This window comes from Umezawaea endophytica, assembly GCF_025061645.1.
GTDB classification, from domain to species: Bacteria; Actinomycetota; Actinomycetes; order Mycobacteriales; family Pseudonocardiaceae; genus Umezawaea; species Umezawaea endophytica.
This window is the reverse complement of sequence record NZ_JANYMP010000009.1, coordinates 44,758-59,950: the sequence shown is the minus strand read 5'-3', so window position 1 is coordinate 59,950 and position 15,193 is coordinate 44,758. Positions and strand designations below refer to the sequence as shown.

The following is a 15,193-nucleotide window of genomic DNA, read 5'->3' as shown; positions in this document are numbered from 1 at the left end:
GCACACAGGTGAGTCAATAACTCTACGACTGAGTCGAAAACACGGCTCGCGGAGTGCGCGCGCCTGCCGCCTCCGGCTTCACCTGCGTCAACCGGTAGCCGTCGCCGTCCGCGACCACGTAGCCGGCGCCGGCGCCGGTGAAGTGAGTGCCCAGCACGAGCAGATCGGTTCCCGCGCACGACTCGAGGAAGGCCCGCCGGTTCCCGGCCGACGCCTCGGCGTCCCAGTCACCCTGCGAGCTCCAGCCGGGGCGCGCGATCTGGATCGGGTGGTGGATGAAGTCACCGGTGATGAACGCCGACTGCCCGCCCGAGTCGAGCCGCACGCTGTGGTGAGCCGACGTGTGACCCGGCGTCGACACGTACCGCACTCCCGTCGCGACCTCGGCGTTCGCCGGGACGAGCTCGAGCAGACCGGCGTCGATCACCGGCTGGAACGTCTCCTCCTGGATCAGCTTCGTCTGTTCCGACAGGCTCGTGGCATCGGCCAGGAACGCCCGCGCGATGCGGTCCTCGCCGACATCCACGGCGACACCAGAGCCGTCATCCTCCGAAGCGGTCATCAAGCCGGTGTGGCGCTCGTACTCGTCCCGCACCAGCACCAGCCGCGCGTTCGGGAAGGTGGGGATCCAGCGGCCTTCCCCGTTCCGCATCGAGCACCACCCGACGTGGTCGAGGTGCAGGTGGGTGCACAGGACGGCGTCGATGTCCTCGCGCCCGTACCCCGCCTCCTCGAGCCTCTCGAGGAACCGGGTGTCCAACCCGCCGAACGACGGTTGCATGGGGTAGCTCTTGCCGTTGCCACAGCCAGCGTCGACGAGGACGACCTGCTCACCGGTGTCGACCACGTACGAGTGGATGTCCCACAGCGTCTGACCCGCTTCGTTGGCGTAGTCCGGGTACATCCAGTCGAACCCGCGGACGACCTCGGGCGTCGCCTCGGCGATCAGCCCGTCGAGGAGGCCGACTTGGATCGGCAGCTCGTGGACCTCGGTGATCTTGAAGTTCCCAATGTGCCACGTACGCACGACCGCACCTCGATCCAGTCATCTTTGACTAAGTCGTCAGATTATCAACACCATGTTCGGAACGCGTCAAGGTTCGCATCCGCGGCAGCTTCACGCAGCTCGAACGCCGATCCTCCACCGGCGGCAGTTCCCGAGGCCCTCGACCACCGCCGCCCCACGTCCCTGCGACTCCGGGCGCAGGCGAGGTCCCGACGTCACCGGCCACCACGACAGCCCTGCCGACGATCTCATCGACGGTCCGTCCGGCAGCCGACCGGTCCGTGGCTTGGCTGACGGCGACCGCAGCACCTGCGGCAGCGAGCGATGAGGAGATACCGCGGCCGATTCCCGTCGTTGCGGGCGTATGGCTTGATGACGGTGCTACGCCTGCCGACTGTCCTGATCGGATCGCCGGCAGACGTGACACCGACGAGGACGGGCCGGACGTCGGTCGACTTCGTGCACTCGATGACGATGGAGGCCTCGTAACGCCTCCTGTCGCGGATTGATCCACACCGGACAGTGAGCAGCGGGACCCGCCTGTCCGGCTCACCGGGCAGCGGCCGGCTACCCGGCATGGCCCGCGGCCGCCTTCGCCTCGTCGGCCTTGTGAGCGGCGGCGCCAGCGAAGAAGGTGCGCCCGCTCATCATCATGAGAGGTTGGTGCGCGGCCATCAGACGGCTGCGCGCCGGGAAGTCCCGGAACTCGGGGTCGAGCTGGAACTCGGCCGCCAGCGACCACCAGGTGACGGGCACGATGCCCGACATGACCATGCGCTGGATCGCCGTCTCGTGTGCCTGCACACTGGTTGTGGCGGTGGCGTCGGCCACCACGTAGACCTCGTAGCCGGCACGCAGCGCGGCGAGCGAGGTCTGCAGGACGCACCCGTCGGTGGCGATACCGCCGATGATCAGCCGCTTCCGCCCGGTGTCGCGGACCGCTCGGGCGAAGCCCTCGTCGAGGAACGCGTTGAACGCCTCCGCGCCGGGCGATCGTGCCGAGCCGGGGAAAGAAGTTGGGCTGGTGGATCGCGCAGACCGTGCCGTTCACGACCATCGCGTGGCTATCGCAGCAAGCGGCTGTCAAAGCCGCCTTCCAGCAACCGGTCATAGGCCTCGGTGACTCCGACGGGGACGTGCTGGTCGGTGGCGAAGCCGAGCTTCGGATACTCCACGACGCGCTGTAGGTCACCGACGAGCATGTCGATGACGAGCTTCTCGTCGCCGATGCTGCGCACGTAGTCGGCCAGCGCCAGTTCCTCGGAAGCGCACACGACGTCGACCTCGGGCCACACCGCGCCGCACGTGGCGAACGCGCGTCGCTGCATGTACGGCTTGCTCACCACAAGCACCGTGGTGGGCACGATGCCGTGCTTGTCCAGTAGTAGGCAGGACAGGCGGATGTTGTCGCCGGTGTTGGCCGCGTCCGGCTCGACCAGGATGGCGTCGTCGGGTACGCCGAGTTGGAGTGCGCGTTCCCGGTAGTGCACGGCCTCGCCACGGGGGAAGCGGGCCGCGCTGGTGGGACTGGTCGCGCCGGTGAACACCAGCAGCGGGAACAGGCCGTCGTGGTAGAGCTTCGCGGCGTGCTCGGCGACGCCGAGGTCATGGCTGCCCAACCCGATGGCAACATCGCAAGCGTTGAGTTCGTGGCCCATCTGGTGGTAGTTCCAGATCAGGTGGGCATCGGCGCGGTTCTGATCGGTGATCGCGGTGTTCGCGGTCGTCACTAGCGGGTCGCTCCTGTGTTCATCGGGATTGGCGCTGGAAGGCGCCCTGGATGGTGGTGATGCTGGCGAGTTGGTGGGACAAACCGTAGCGAGCGGCCCTGTGCGAAGCCTCGGACAGCATGGCCAGGCCAAGGTCAGCGGTATGGCGGTCGGACAGCAGGATGTGGGCATGGGCGGTGTCCAGCCGGACCAGCTGCATCGGCGTGTCGACCAGGGCGGCGTTGCGGGCCGTGTCGATGTGGCGCAGCGCGGCGCCGAGATCGCCGATGCCGCGGTGGGCCAGGGCGAGCTTCTGCTGGGCCACCGCCCAGTCCTCGGGTTCGTCGAGGTCGTCGAACCCACGAGCCGCGGTGGTCATCGCGGTCACCGCGTGGGTATCGCCGTTGTTCTTCTTGCTCAGTGCTGTGCCCACCCACAGTCGGGCTCGGGTGCGGTCTCGATCGCCCAGCCGCTGGTCAGACGCCAGGAGGTCGTAGCGCTGGGCCGCGTGGTCCAGGTGCCCGGACATCTCCTCGACGACGACTTGGGCGAGTTCGACCTTGGGCCACGCGACGTGGGCTGCCCAAGGTCAGAAACAGCCGGTGGGCCTCGCGATAGCTCGTCCCGGCGGAGTGCGCCCCGTGGAGTTTGCCCTGGTCTCGGTGGATGTCGCCGAGAACGACCAGTGTGCGGGCGTAGAGCTGCAACCCGTGCCGGTCGAGGTCGGATGGGCTATAGCGGAGCAGCCAGCGTTGGGCGAGGCGGGCGGCGAACTCGAACTTCTGCTGCGCGACGCAGGCGGCCGCGCGGGTAAGGTCGTCGGTCCAGGTGTCGCGGTCCCACTCGTCGGCCGGATCGTGGATGGCGATCCCGGTGGTGGCGACGTGTTCGTCGACCAAGCGCTGGAATCGGTGCCGCGCGTCGGGTTCGGCGCGGGTGAGTGCGGTGTCGAGGATGGCTTGGGTTCGCGGTAGCGGTGAGGTGCTGTCGGTCAGCGCCGCCCACTTGGAGACCGTTCGGGCCGATACGCCGAGGTAGTCGGCGAAGTCCCGCACGCTCATCCGCAGCGCACGTCGCAGCAGCAGGGCTTCACGCCCCGTCCACTGACCCAACGCCCACATCCTTCCTCCCGTGCTCATGCAATCACGGGTGGTCAGCGGAGTGCGACGCAAGTACCACGCAAGTGCGACACCGGTTCATTCCCGGCTCGCGGCCCACCCACCAGGCTGATGAACACGAACACCGGCCGATTGCGGGCCACGAAGCCGGTGGTGGTGCCGGACGAGAACCAGATCGCCCGGCACCACCACCTTCCACTCCCCCGAGGGATCCACCGGCCCGTTCCACATGCCATCTGCCCTCGCGGTCCTTCGGGATCGCATCAGAACCGAGGAGCGACATGACGTCCACGCTGACGAGCCCTGCCGCCGAGACGCTGATCTCGACGGACCTCCACAGCCGCCTGACCAGGCAGTTGATCACCGAGCACGACGGCATGACCGGCGACGAGGCCACTCGGATCGTCGACCAGGCCGTGGCATTCCTGAAGACGTGCATCGACAACCCCGGCAAACACCTGCGGCCGAGCAGGAAGGTCGACCTCGGATGGCACCAGTTCATCCTGAACACCGTCGACTACGCCGAGTTCTGCCGGCGCGAAGCCGGTTACTTCATCCACCACGTACCGGACGAGTCCACCTCTCCGCGCGGCGGGTCCGCCGAGACGACGAGGGCCTTGGCCCCTACGGTGGAGGCGATGAGGGCCTCCGGGTTCGAGGTCGACGCCGAGCTGTGGCGGGCGGCGTCGGGCCAGTGCACCCAGTGCCACAACGGGTGCACCAACTGCGGCCAGGGCGACGGTGGCCAGTAGCTCGGAACGAGGAGACAGATGACGGTCCGTCGTGACTGGAACGAACTACCCGAGGGCGCCAAACACGCGGTGCAGTGCGCCATCGGAAAGGTGGTGAAGGCGGTCTCGACGCCCGGCGGCCGCAACTCCGAGCTGTCGGAGACGCTGTGGACCGACAACGGGCCCGTCTTCTGCAAAGGAATATCGACAGACTCGCCGATCTCCTACATGCACCGCAACGAGATCACCGTAAGTCCACACCTTCCTGCCGAACTTGCCCCGCGCCTGCTGTGGCACTTCGAGACGGACAGTTGGCTGCTACTCGGATTCGAGCACGTAGCCGGACAGCACGCCGACCTGGCGCCGGACTCGTCACATCTGCCGCTGGTGGCGGAGGCGGTGCGACAGATCAACAGCGCCACCCCGCCATCCCCTGCCGCAGGCGCGCGGCGGATGTCTGATCAGTGGTCTCGGGCACTGAAGCGGGAGAGCGAGTTCGACACATCGGCCAGCAGCGACCCCTGGATCGCTGCGCACGCCCCACTCCTGGATGAGTTGGCAGACCGTGCACCGTCCTACATGGAGGGTTCCACGCTCATCCACTCCGACCTCAACCCCACCAACTTCGTCGTCTCCGATCGCGCGCGGGTCGTCGACTGGGCGTGGTGGCAGACCGGAGCAGCATGGTTCGACCCGGCCTACCTGGTCATCCGACTCACGGCCGAAGGCCTCACCCCGGAGTCCGCGGAGAACTGGGCGCAACAGTTCGACGCGTTCGCAGCGGCCCCTCCTGACGCGATCACCGCGTTCGCCGCTTCCGCTGTTCGCCTGTGGGAGCGACGGTTCGCCCACACCGCGGCTACCGAAGCCGCCCGCCGATGGGTGCGGTATCGAATGAACTGACAGACACGGAATGCCGGCGACGACGCGTACAGCAAGCCCGCTCGGCTGGCGACCTTGCGCCTGCCGAAAACCTCATCCGCGCAGGTGACAGACGGGCCGCCGAGACCATGCGCCGTTGCAGTCGTGATCACGCTGCTGCCGATGAGCACGGCATGATGACCAGCCATGCTGCTTCGGCTGGCCTATCTCAGCGTGACCAACGCGTTCGCCCTACTGCGCCTACTACCCACGAGCGACCGGAACAAGGACGTCGACTGGACAAGACCCGGCCGCAGTTCTTCCCCACCGATCGGGCGTTCCTCGCGGCACTGCTGCACCGACTCCCGACGACAGTACTTCGACAGTTCCAGTTGCCGGTACGCCCGGAAACGGTACTGCGCTGGCATCGAGACCTGCTCGCGCGCCGCCACGCCGCCAGATCTCGCCCCAAGCGTCCCTGCCGACCACGGACCATACGCTCGATCGGTGTCCTGGTATTGCGCCTGGCACGGGAAACCCCACCTGGGGCTACCGCCGCATCCACGGCGAACTGCTCGTGCTCGGCATCAAGATCGCCGCGTCCACGGTGTCGCAGACCCTCAAGGACGCCGGGGTCGACCCGGCGCCCGACCGCACGTCCACCCTGGGCCGACTTCCTCCACTCCCAGGCCGAAGCCCTGCTGGCCTGCGACTTCTTCGAAGTCCCGACCTTGAGCGGCACCCGCCTGTACGTGCTCGCGTCATCGAACACAGCAGCCGCCAAATCCGCGACCAAGGCGCCACCGCGCACCCGACCGCAGCGTGGGTCGCCCAAGCAGCGAAGAACCTCGTCATGGACCTCGACGACGCAGGCAGCTCCGTGCGGTTCCTGATCCGCGACCGCGACGGAAAGTTCCCCGCCCTGTTCGATGCAGTTCTCGCCGACGCGGGCAGCCAGATCGCCCTCAGCGGTATCCGAATACCGCGGATGAACTCGATCATGGAACGCTGGATCCAGAGCCGCCGCAACGAACTCCTCGATCGCACCCTCTTCTGGAACCAACGACACCTGCTTCATGCGCTGCGGAAGTATGAACAGTTCTACAACGCGCACCGGCTTCACCAAGGCATCACCAACGCACGACCACTGCACCCGCTGCCACTAGCGATCACTGATCAAGCCCGGATCATCAACATGGATGTCCGCCGCCGACAACGGTTGGGTGGCATCGTCAACGAGTGTCACCACGCAGCCTGACCAGCACGGACGTAGTTTTCGGCAAGCACAGGGCTCGGACCAGCCCCTGTTGGTAGGCGATGACAACGAGTTGCGCGCGATCGCGTGCCCCGACCTTCGACATCGCCCGGTGGATGTGCGTGCGCACGGTCAAAGGGCTCACGAACAACCGCTCACCGATCTCCTGGTTCGACAGGCCGTGCGCGGCCAACGCGGTCATCTCGCGCTCGCGGTCGGTCAGGGCCGCGAGCAACCCCTGGGGCACGTCGCTGATGTCGCCGTCACCGGACAGGAAGCGGTCGATCAGCGCGCGGGTGGCGGCGGGCGAGAGCAGCGCTTCCCCTGCCACGACGGTTCGAATCCCGTCCAGCAGACCCTCCGGTGTGACGTCCTTGCCGAGGAATCCGCTCGCCCCGGCCTTGAGCGCACGGGCCACGTGTTCGTCGGTTTCGAAGGTGGTCAGAATCAGCACGCGGATACCCACGAGGTCATTGGCGGAGCAAATCTGCTGTGTCGCGGCCAAGCCGTCGAGGACTGGCATTCGGATGTCCATCAGGACCACGTCCGGACGGTGGCGCCGAGCGAGATCGATCGCTTCCTCGCCGTTCGAAGCCTCGGCGACGACCGTCATGTCGTCGCAGGAGTCGATCAGCATGCGGAACGTCGAGCGGAGCAGCGCCTGGTCGTCGGCGAGGAGGATGCGGATCATCGGGGCACCTGGTGTTCCCGCGTCGCAGCTCACGGCGCGCGCTTGTCGGGCGAAGTCGTCCCCTGCCCCGGTTTCCCGATGAGGAGCTTGCTGCTGCGCCGGAACGCCCACACGACGACCACGGCTACCGTCATCGACATCGGTGTGCCCATGGCGATGCGGGCGAAGCCCAGGCCGTTGGTGCTGTCGGCGAGGTAGAGCCACTGCTGGACGCCGAACCGCGCGCCGAGCACCACGGCCGCTGCCAGCGTGGCGACGAAATGCGCCCGCAGGACGCCGCGGTCCTCCCTCCAGGGGTTGTTCCGGCCGTGGGTGAAGTTCCAGATCACCCCGGTGACAGGACGACGGATCAGGAGTGAGAGCGCGGCGATCAGGAACCCGACGAAATAGGCCCAGATCCCAACGACGAAGTAGTTCTTCGCCGAGCCGGTCACGGCGACGAGTCCCGCGGCGAACGCGATGCCGACCAGGCTTCCCAGCGCCGCCAGGGGACGCTCGCCTTTCAGCAGCCGGAACACCACGAGCCCGAGCCCGACCACGACGGAGATGACGATCGTCGCGGTCAGCGGAAGGAGCGCGTTGGCCGTGACGAAGACGACGACCGGGATCGTCGCGTAGAGGAACCCCTTTCCCTTTGTTTTGCCGAACCGGCCGGTCGCCTCCTCGGGCACGACCGGATCGCCGTGGGACGGAGAAGCACCGGATATGGCTTCCCTTCGCTTGAGCTGGTCGTTGATGGGCTCTGTCACGATCACTTCCTCCTGCGATCAGGGCGGTGCGCCAAGAGCACTGCTCGTGTCACGACCTCGTAGTTGGATGGCGGTAGGCCATCGTTTCGGCGAGTGCGAGCGCTTCGTCGAAGTTCGCTCCTCGGGCGATCAGCCGCCGGTACCTCATGATGTGGCGCTGTCCGTTGAGGGTGAGTGCCCCGCTCAGCTCGTCGCCGCGGCGGTAGAGGGCCACGAATCGCTCGCCCGTCAGGTCCCCGGACACCACGACGTGTTCGTCGCCGTCCGCGATACCGGCGAACTGGATGCGCGAGCCGTACCAGTCGGACCAGAAGTAGGGGACGGTCCGGTACGGCTCGACCACGGCTGGGAACAGGGCGTTCCGCGCTGCCCGTGCTCCCTGCTCGGCGGCGTTGGACCAGTGCTCGACCCGCATCGACGTGCCGAAGCGGGGGTTGTGCCACCGGGCGACGTCGCCCGCCGCGTAGACGTCGGCGCCGCCGGCTCGCAGGTGTTCGTCGCAGACGACCCCGTCATCGATGGGCAATCCGCTGCCGGCAAGCCACTCGGTGGCTGGGGTCGCCCCGATCCCCGCTACGACGAGGTCGGCCTCGATCGATGTGCCGTCCGCCAGGCGGACGCGCTCGACACGTCCGGTCCCCTCGATCGCGGTGACCTCCTGCCCGCAGATCAGCGTGGTGCCGTTCCGCTCGTGCAGAGAGGCCAGTGCCGGTCCGAGGTCCGGTCCGACGGATCGGACCATGGGCGCGGGCAGCGCCTCGACGATCGTGGTGCGCAGGCCGCGCTCGCGCGCCGCCGACGCGACCTCCGAGCCGATGAAGCCCGCTCCGATGACGACCGTCCGAGCGCCGTCGTCCAGGGCGCGGCGCACCGAACGGGCGTCGTCGAGGGTGCGCAGGACGTGCACGCCCGCCAGACCGCTCGTGCCCCGCAGCTCACGAGCGCGCACACCGGTCGCGATGATCAGTGCGCTATAGGAGATCTGCCGTTCGCGCGTGTGCACGACACGGGCATCGAGATCGAGACCTGTCGCGGGCTCGCCGAGCAGCACGTCGACGCCGTAGTCGTCGGCGAACTCGGAACGGCCGCAGAGCGGGACGTGGTCGATCGGCGCCCCCGCGGACAGGAACTCCTTGCTCAGCGGAGGCCGGTCGTAGGGAAGGTGGACTTCCTCTCCGACCAGGGTGATCCGGCCGTCGAACCCGGCCTTGCGGGCGGACTCAACCGCCCGGAGGCCCGCGAGCGAGGCACCGACCACGACGAGCGCGCCGCGGCCGGGACTGTCCATTTGTGACGACACCCCGGTCACGCCTCGAACTGCAGTGCCTGGGTCGGGCAGCCCTCGACAGCCGCGGCCACGTCGGCCTCGGCGGAGGACGGCACCTCGGCGTGCAAGACGACCAGGTCGCCGTTGTCGTCCACTTCGAACACGTCGGGCGCGAGGGACTCGCAGATCCCGATTCCGGTGCACTTGGCCCGGTCGAGCACGATCCTCATCACAGCGCCGCCTCCTGCACCGCCGGGCTGAGGCGGACGTGCATCCGCTTGACGCCGGGCACCATGTTCGACCGCATGCGGACCACCTCGCCGTCAAGTTCCATGCCGGAGAACCGGGACAGCAACTCCTCGAAGAACACCCGCGCCTCCAACCTGGCCAGCGACAGGCCCAGGCAGGCGTGCTCGCCCGTGCCGAACGCGAGGTGCGGGTTGGGATTGCGGGTGACGATGAACTCCTCGGCATCAGCGCCGAAGACGTCCTCGTCGCGGTTCGCGGCGCCGTAGAGCAGGACGACCGTCTGCCCCTTCTTGATGAGCTTGTCCCGGAAGGGGACGTCCTCGGTCGCGATGCGGGTCATGTGGGTGACCGGGGTGATCCAGCGCAGCATCTCCTCCACCGCGCTGGGGATCAGGGCGGGATCGTCCACGAGCTTCTGCCGCTGATCGGGGTGGTTGATCAGCGCCAGCGTGCCCAGGGCGATCAGGTTGCGGGTGGTCTCGTTCCCGGCGAGCAGCAGCAGGCGGAGGAAGTTGACGATCTCGTCGTCGGCGAGCTTCTCACCGTCCACTTCGGCGTCCAGCAGGATCGAGACGAGGTCGTTGGTGCGGCTCGACTCGCGGAGTTCGATCAGGTGCTGGAAGTAGTGGCTGACCGCGCCGAACGCCTCTTGGGTCGTCATGGCGATGTCCGGGTCGGCCGCGCCGATCACCGCGTCGGACCAGGTGCGGAAGTCCTCCCAGTCCTGGTGCGGCGCGCCGATCATCTCGGCGATGATCCTGGTCGGCACCGGCGCGACGATCCCCTCGGCGAATTCGAGGCTGACGCCCGCCTCGACGCGATCGAGCGCACCTCGGACGATGTCGCGGATGCCGGGCTCCAGCAGGGTGATCTGGCGCGGCGTGAAACCCTTGGACACCAGCCTGCGCAGGGCGCCGTGCCGCGGCGGGTCGGTGGTGATGAGCATCTTGCTCACGCCGCCGGACGGACGGTTCGGGTCTTGCATGTTCACACCCTGGGCGGAGGAGAACAAGTGTGGCCGCGCGCCGATCCACTTGATGTCCTCGTAGCGCGTGATCGCCCAGGAACCGCCGTTGGCGTTGTTCCAGTGCACCGGGGACCGGTGGCGCAGCGCCCGGTAAGCGGGCGCCGGATCCCCCAGGTAGAACTCGGGTGATCCCAGGTCGTAATCCATGTCCGCTCCCTCCGTGAGGCCCCCTCCCGGCGGCCCAATATGCAGCAGACTACACGTAATTTATGCGACGATCTACACCTAATCCGCGATACTGGATCGCGGTCGTCACAGGGAGTGCCGCTGTGGGACCGACCTCTTCACCGAAGTTGCTGGTAGCCGTGCTCGCGCTTACCGGAATCACCGTGTCGTTGCAGCAGACCGTCGTCATCCCTCTCCTACCCGCTCTGCCGCGGTTGCTCGACACCTCGGCGGCCGACGCCTCGTGGGCGGTCACGGCCACGCTCCTGGCCGGCGCGGTGGCGGCACCGGTCGTCGGGCGGCTCGCCGACATGTGGGGCAAGCGGCGCCTGCTCCTCATCTGCCTGGCGGCGCTCGTCGCCGGTTCGGCGGTCACGGCGCTGAGCAGCTCGTTGGCGCCACTGCTGGTCGGACGCGCACTGCAAGGACTGGCCACCGGCGTCGTGCCGCTGGGCATCAGCCTCATGCGGGACCACCTGCCCAAGCCGCGCCTCGCGTCGGCCACCGCCATGATGAGCGCGTCGCTGGGCGTCGGAGCGTCCCTGGGGTTGCCTCTGTCGGCACTGCTCGTGCAGTACGCGAACTGGCGCTTGCTGTTCTGGGTTTCCGCGGGTTTGGCGGCACTGGCCGCGCTGCTCGTGTCGACCCTCGTCGCGGAGTCGCGACAGCGGACCGGCGGGCGGTTCGACGCCCTGGGAGCGGCACTGCTCGCGGCGGCACTGGTGTGCCTGCTCCTGACGATCTCGAAGGGCGGCCTCTGGGGTTGGACGAGCCTCACCGTCGTCCTGCTGACCGGGTCGGCGGTCGTCCTGCTGGTGGCGTTCGGCACCAGGGAGTTGCACGCCCGTCAGCCCCTGATCGACCTGCGCGCCAACCGGGCCCGGCAGGTGGCGCTCACCAACGCGTCCTCTGCGGTCTTCGCCGGCTCGATGCTCATGAGCCCGTTGGCCTTCACCCAGCTGTTGCAGATGCCGGTGGACACCGGTTACGGACTCGGGCAGACGATCATCATCGCGGGCCTCCTCCAAGCGCCGGGTGGGTTGTGCATGATGGCGATGTCCCCGCTGTCGGCGCGCATCACCCGGACCGCGGGCCCCCGGCGCACGCTGATGGTCGGCACCCTCGTCGTCGCCGCCGGTTACGGCTTCGCCGCACTGGCCCACTCGCACCTCTGGCAGGTGCTGCTCTGCACCATGGTGGTCGGCGCCGGGATCGGTCTGGGGTACGGCGCCGTGCCCTCGCTGATCATGGCGGCCGTCCCCGTTGCGCAGACCGCGGCTGCCAACGGCCTCAACAACCTCTGCCGCGCGCTGGGCACCTCCACCGCGAGCGCGGTCACCGGTCTGCTGCTGGTCGCCTCGACCACGTCCGTGGGCACCCTGACCGTCCCGTCGGAGACCGCGATCGTCGCCATCCTCCTGCTCGGCGCGGGCGCCGCCCTGATCGCGCTGCTGATCTCCGCCTTCATCCCGAGGCACGCCGTCGAACAGAGCCCCGCGGTGGCCGCGACGACGCCCGCCACGACGTCGACCTGATGGACGGGCTAGTCGCGGAACTCCTCGGCGCCACGGCGGGCGAACCTGATCAGCATCTCCCCGAACATCTCCCGCTCCTGCGGAGTCCAGTCGGCGAAGACCCGCCGGATCCGTTGCCGGTTTTTGGTGCGCATGGCGTTGAGGTGATCCGCGGCCATCGGCGTGAGGCTCACCACGAGCGCGCGACGGTCACGCTCATCCGGCTGACGGTCGATCAGACCGCGCTGCGCCAGCTCGTCGAGGTGGCGCGTCACGGTCGTGCGGTCCAAGCCCAAGGAGACCGCGAGAGCCGAAACCCGCTGCGGCCCGTCGCGGTGCAACACCATCAGCGGCTGGATCGTGCCCCGGCCCAGGTGCTCGGAGAAGCTGGCGGCCAGGTCCTCGAAGTAGGTGTTCGAGGCGCGCGTCAGCAAGGTGATCGCCTCGATGACCCGGTCTTCCAGCCGTTGTCGTTGCGCCATCGCTCCATCCTGGACTCGCCGCGCCCGCATCGGGCTCGGCGTGAGTCTACTGCCGTCCCTACTGCGATCTCCGTATGCGGTGCCTGCATCCGAACGACGACGGGAGCGGGGTCCGGCCGGGAAGCTTCGAGCCACGTTCGAAGGAAGTGGAGTGTCTTGTCATGGCTGGATTGCTGAGTCGTCTTGGCCGGTTCTCGTTTCGCCATCGGTGGCTGGTCGTCGTCGTGTGGTTGTTGGCGCTGAGTGGTTCCGTGCTGCTGGCCGTCAAGTCGGAGGGGCCCGTCAACACCAGGCCGACAATGCCGGGAATCGAGTCCCAGCAGGCGTTCGACCTCATCGAGGAGCGGTTCCCCGGTGTGGCCGCGGACGGTGCGTCGGCCACCATCGTGTTCGTCGCCCCGCCGTGGAGGTCGGTGACGGACGCGGAGAGCCAGCGGACCATCGAGGCGGCGCTGGCGTCGGTCTCCGGCGGTCCTCAGGTGTCACGGGTCACGCCGCCGTCCGCGGGCGGGAGCATCAGCGCGGACGGTTCCACCGGTTTCGCGTCGGTGACCTATGCGGTGCCGTCGCCCGACGTGACCGATGAGTCGCGTGCCGCGCTGGGCAAGGCGGTGGACCTGGCCCGAGCCGGGGGGCTGACCGCGGAGATGTCCGGCTCGGCGCTCAAGACCGGTACCAAGATGAGCGCCATGGAACTCATCGGGGTCGCGATCGCGGCGCTGGTGCTGCTGATGACGTTCGGTTCGCTGGTGGCGGCAGGCCTGTCGCTGATGACGGCGATCATCGGGGTGGCCATCTCGTTCCTGTGCGTCTGGGCGGCAGCCGGGCCGATGGGGATGATGATCACCAGCGGGATGCTCGCGCTGATGCTGGGGCTGGCGGTCGGCATCGACTACGCGATGTTCGTCGTCTCGCGCTACCGGGAGGAACGCCACGGCCCGGACGACGCCGAGCGGGCGGCCGGTCGCGCGGTCGGAACGGCGGGCTCGGCGGTGGTGTTCGCCGGGATGACCGTGGTGATCGCGCTGGCCGGTCTGTCGGTCGTGGGCATCCCGATGCTGGCGAAGATGGGCATGGCCGCCGCGGGCGCTGTGCTGGTGGCCGTGCTGGTGGCGCTCACCCTGGTGCCCGCCCTGCTGGGTTTCGCCCCGGACCGGGTCCTGGGACGGGCGCGGCACCACGTCGGCGTGCCCACTCCCAAGCGCTGGTCGCCCGCCCAGGCGTGGATGGGCCTAGTCCTGCGCAGGCCGCTCCTCATCACCCTGGCCGGTGTCGGCCTGCTGGCCGTGATCGCGGTTCCCGCACTGTCCCTGCAGCTCGGCACGCCGGGGGACGCGGCGCTGCCCACCACGGCCACCCAACGGCAGGCGTACGACCTGCGGGCCGCCGCGTTCGGGGCCGGGTTCAACGGCCCGCTGACGGTCGTGGTCGACGCTCGCGGCGCCGCTGACCCGAAGACCGCGGTGGCGCTCGTCGCGGAGAGCGTCAAGGCGACCAGCGGCGTGGTGTCGGTGTCGAAGCCGAACTTCAACCAGGCGGGTGACACGGCCATCTTCAGCGCCGTGCCGTCGACCGGCCCGACCGACGAGCGCACCAAGGACCTGGTCGAGTCGCTGCGCGCCGATCGCCCCCTCGTGGAGGCGGACAACCTGGTGACCTACGAGATCACCGGCACCACCGCGCTGGACATCGACATGGCGCAGAAGACGCAGGCGGCGCTGCTGCCGTACATCGCGATCGTGGTCGGCCTGGCCCTGCTGCTCCTGCTCGTCGTGTTCCGGTCGGTCTGGGTCCCGGTCAAGGCCGCACTCGGCTTCCTGCTGTCGCTGTTCGCCTCGCTCGGGGTGATCGTCGCGGTGTTCCAGTGGGGATGGGCGGCCGACCTGCTCGGCGTCGAGCAGGTCGGACCGGTCATGAGCCTGATGCCGATCCTGCTGGTGGGCATCGTGTTCGGGCTGGCCATGGACTACGAGGTCTTCCTGGTCTCGCGGATGCGCGAGGCGCACACGCACGGCAAGCCCGCCCACGAGGCGATCGTCACCGGCTTCCGGCAGAGCTCCAAGGTCGTGGTGGCCGCCGCGGTGATCATGGTCGCGGTCTTCGGCGGGTTCGCGGCCGCCCACGAACCACTGATCAAGATGGTCGGCCTCGGGCTCGCGACCGCGGTCTTCTTCGACGCCTTCGTGGTCCGGCTCACGCTGGTCCCCGCCGTGCTGCGACTGTTGGGCGAGCGGGCCTGGTGGCTGCCCCGATGGCTCGACCGGGTGCTGCCCCACGTCGACGTCGAGGGCGAGGCGCTGAACCACGAACGGCCGGGACCCGAGCCCGACCGAACGCCCGTCCACGCGCTGAGCGGGCGTTGACCATCC

15 protein-coding genes and 1 pseudogene are annotated in these 15,193 nt (G+C 68.5%); 6 read left to right on the top strand and 10 right to left on the bottom strand.

All coding sequences use genetic code 11. The features are described from left to right. Positions 1–22 precede the first annotated feature (22 nt). The 4 genes and pseudogenes from NZH93_RS20105 to NZH93_RS20090 all read right to left on the bottom strand — a co-directional run bounded on the left by NZH93_RS20105 (position 23) and on the right by NZH93_RS20090 (position 3,244). Complete coding sequence (locus NZH93_RS20105; protein ID WP_259624676.1) at positions 23–1,027, bottom strand: MBL fold metallo-hydrolase; 1,005 nt, start codon at positions 1,025–1,027, stop codon at positions 23–25. 546 nt (positions 1,028–1,573) lie between these two features. After that, a pseudogene (locus NZH93_RS20100) lies at positions 1,574–1,972 on the bottom strand (isochorismatase family protein); the annotation flags it as partial. Between the two features lie 98 nt (positions 1,973–2,070). Next, positions 2,071–2,736 (bottom strand): YdcF family protein, encoded by a 666-nt coding sequence (locus tag NZH93_RS20095; protein ID WP_259624675.1) that lies wholly within the window; start codon positions 2,734–2,736, stop codon positions 2,071–2,073. A gap of 19 nt (positions 2,737–2,755) precedes the next feature. Beyond that, complete coding sequence (locus NZH93_RS20090) at positions 2,756–3,244, bottom strand: hypothetical protein (protein ID WP_259624674.1); 489 nt, start codon at positions 3,242–3,244, stop codon at positions 2,756–2,758. Between the two features lie 112 nt (positions 3,245–3,356). Here NZH93_RS20090 and NZH93_RS20085 point away from each other — a divergent pair, with 112 nt between their 5' ends. From NZH93_RS20085 to NZH93_RS50735, 4 genes are all read left to right on the top strand, one after another. Next, on the top strand, positions 3,357–3,689 hold the full coding sequence (locus tag NZH93_RS20085; protein ID WP_259624673.1) for a hypothetical protein: 333 nt from the start codon (positions 3,357–3,359) through the stop codon (positions 3,687–3,689). A 425-nt stretch (positions 3,690–4,114) separates the two neighbouring features. Beyond that, positions 4,115–4,585 (top strand): glycine-rich domain-containing protein, encoded by a 471-nt coding sequence (locus tag NZH93_RS20080; RefSeq protein WP_259624672.1) that lies wholly within the window; start codon positions 4,115–4,117, stop codon positions 4,583–4,585. Positions 4,586–4,603: 18 nt separating this feature from the next. Continuing rightward, positions 4,604–5,467, top strand: coding sequence for a phosphotransferase (locus NZH93_RS20075; protein WP_259624671.1), 864 nt, complete (start codon positions 4,604–4,606; stop codon positions 5,465–5,467). A 535-nt stretch (positions 5,468–6,002) separates the two neighbouring features. Continuing rightward, positions 6,003–6,683, top strand: a complete 681-nt coding sequence (locus tag NZH93_RS50735) for an integrase core domain-containing protein (protein ID WP_259624670.1) — start codon at positions 6,003–6,005, stop codon at positions 6,681–6,683. Here NZH93_RS50735 and NZH93_RS20065 read toward each other — a convergent pair. The 5 genes from NZH93_RS20065 to NZH93_RS20045 are packed head-to-tail and all read right to left on the bottom strand — an operon-like array spanning position 6,658 to position 10,810. Next, on the bottom strand, positions 6,658–7,371 hold the full coding sequence (locus NZH93_RS20065) for a response regulator transcription factor (RefSeq protein ID WP_259624669.1): 714 nt from the start codon (positions 7,369–7,371) through the stop codon (positions 6,658–6,660). The two genes, NZH93_RS50735 and NZH93_RS20065, sit on opposite strands and share 26 nt — an antisense overlap. A gap of 29 nt (positions 7,372–7,400) precedes the next feature. Then, entirely contained in the window at positions 7,401–8,120 is a 720-nt protein-coding gene (locus NZH93_RS20060) for a DUF3159 domain-containing protein (RefSeq protein ID WP_259624668.1), read from the bottom strand. A gap of 49 nt (positions 8,121–8,169) precedes the next feature. Continuing rightward, a complete protein-coding gene (locus NZH93_RS20055) occupies positions 8,170–9,408 on the bottom strand; it encodes an NAD(P)/FAD-dependent oxidoreductase (protein ID WP_259624667.1) in 1,239 nt (412 codons plus the stop codon). 17 nt (positions 9,409–9,425) lie between these two features. Next, complete coding sequence (locus NZH93_RS20050) at positions 9,426–9,617, bottom strand: ferredoxin (RefSeq protein WP_259624666.1); 192 nt, start codon at positions 9,615–9,617, stop codon at positions 9,426–9,428. After that, a complete protein-coding gene (locus NZH93_RS20045; RefSeq protein ID WP_259624665.1) occupies positions 9,617–10,810 on the bottom strand; it encodes a cytochrome P450 in 1,194 nt (397 codons plus the stop codon). The genes NZH93_RS20050 and NZH93_RS20045 overlap by 1 nt, the downstream gene beginning before the upstream one ends. Positions 10,811–10,992: 182 nt before the next feature. On the opposite strand from NZH93_RS20045, the gene NZH93_RS20040 reads away from it, so the two are divergent. After that, complete coding sequence (locus NZH93_RS20040) at positions 10,993–12,363, top strand: MFS transporter (RefSeq protein ID WP_372506716.1); 1,371 nt, start codon at positions 10,993–10,995, stop codon at positions 12,361–12,363. An 8-nt stretch (positions 12,364–12,371) separates the two neighbouring features. Here NZH93_RS20040 and NZH93_RS20035 read toward each other — a convergent pair whose 3' ends face one another. Further along, complete coding sequence (locus NZH93_RS20035) at positions 12,372–12,824, bottom strand: MarR family winged helix-turn-helix transcriptional regulator (protein ID WP_259624663.1); 453 nt, start codon at positions 12,822–12,824, stop codon at positions 12,372–12,374. Between the two features lie 161 nt (positions 12,825–12,985). Here NZH93_RS20035 and NZH93_RS20030 point away from each other — a divergent pair, with 161 nt between their 5' ends. Beyond that, on the top strand, positions 12,986–15,187 hold the full coding sequence (locus NZH93_RS20030) for an MMPL family transporter (protein WP_259624662.1): 2,202 nt from the start codon (positions 12,986–12,988) through the stop codon (positions 15,185–15,187). Positions 15,188–15,193: the final 6 nt, after the last annotated feature.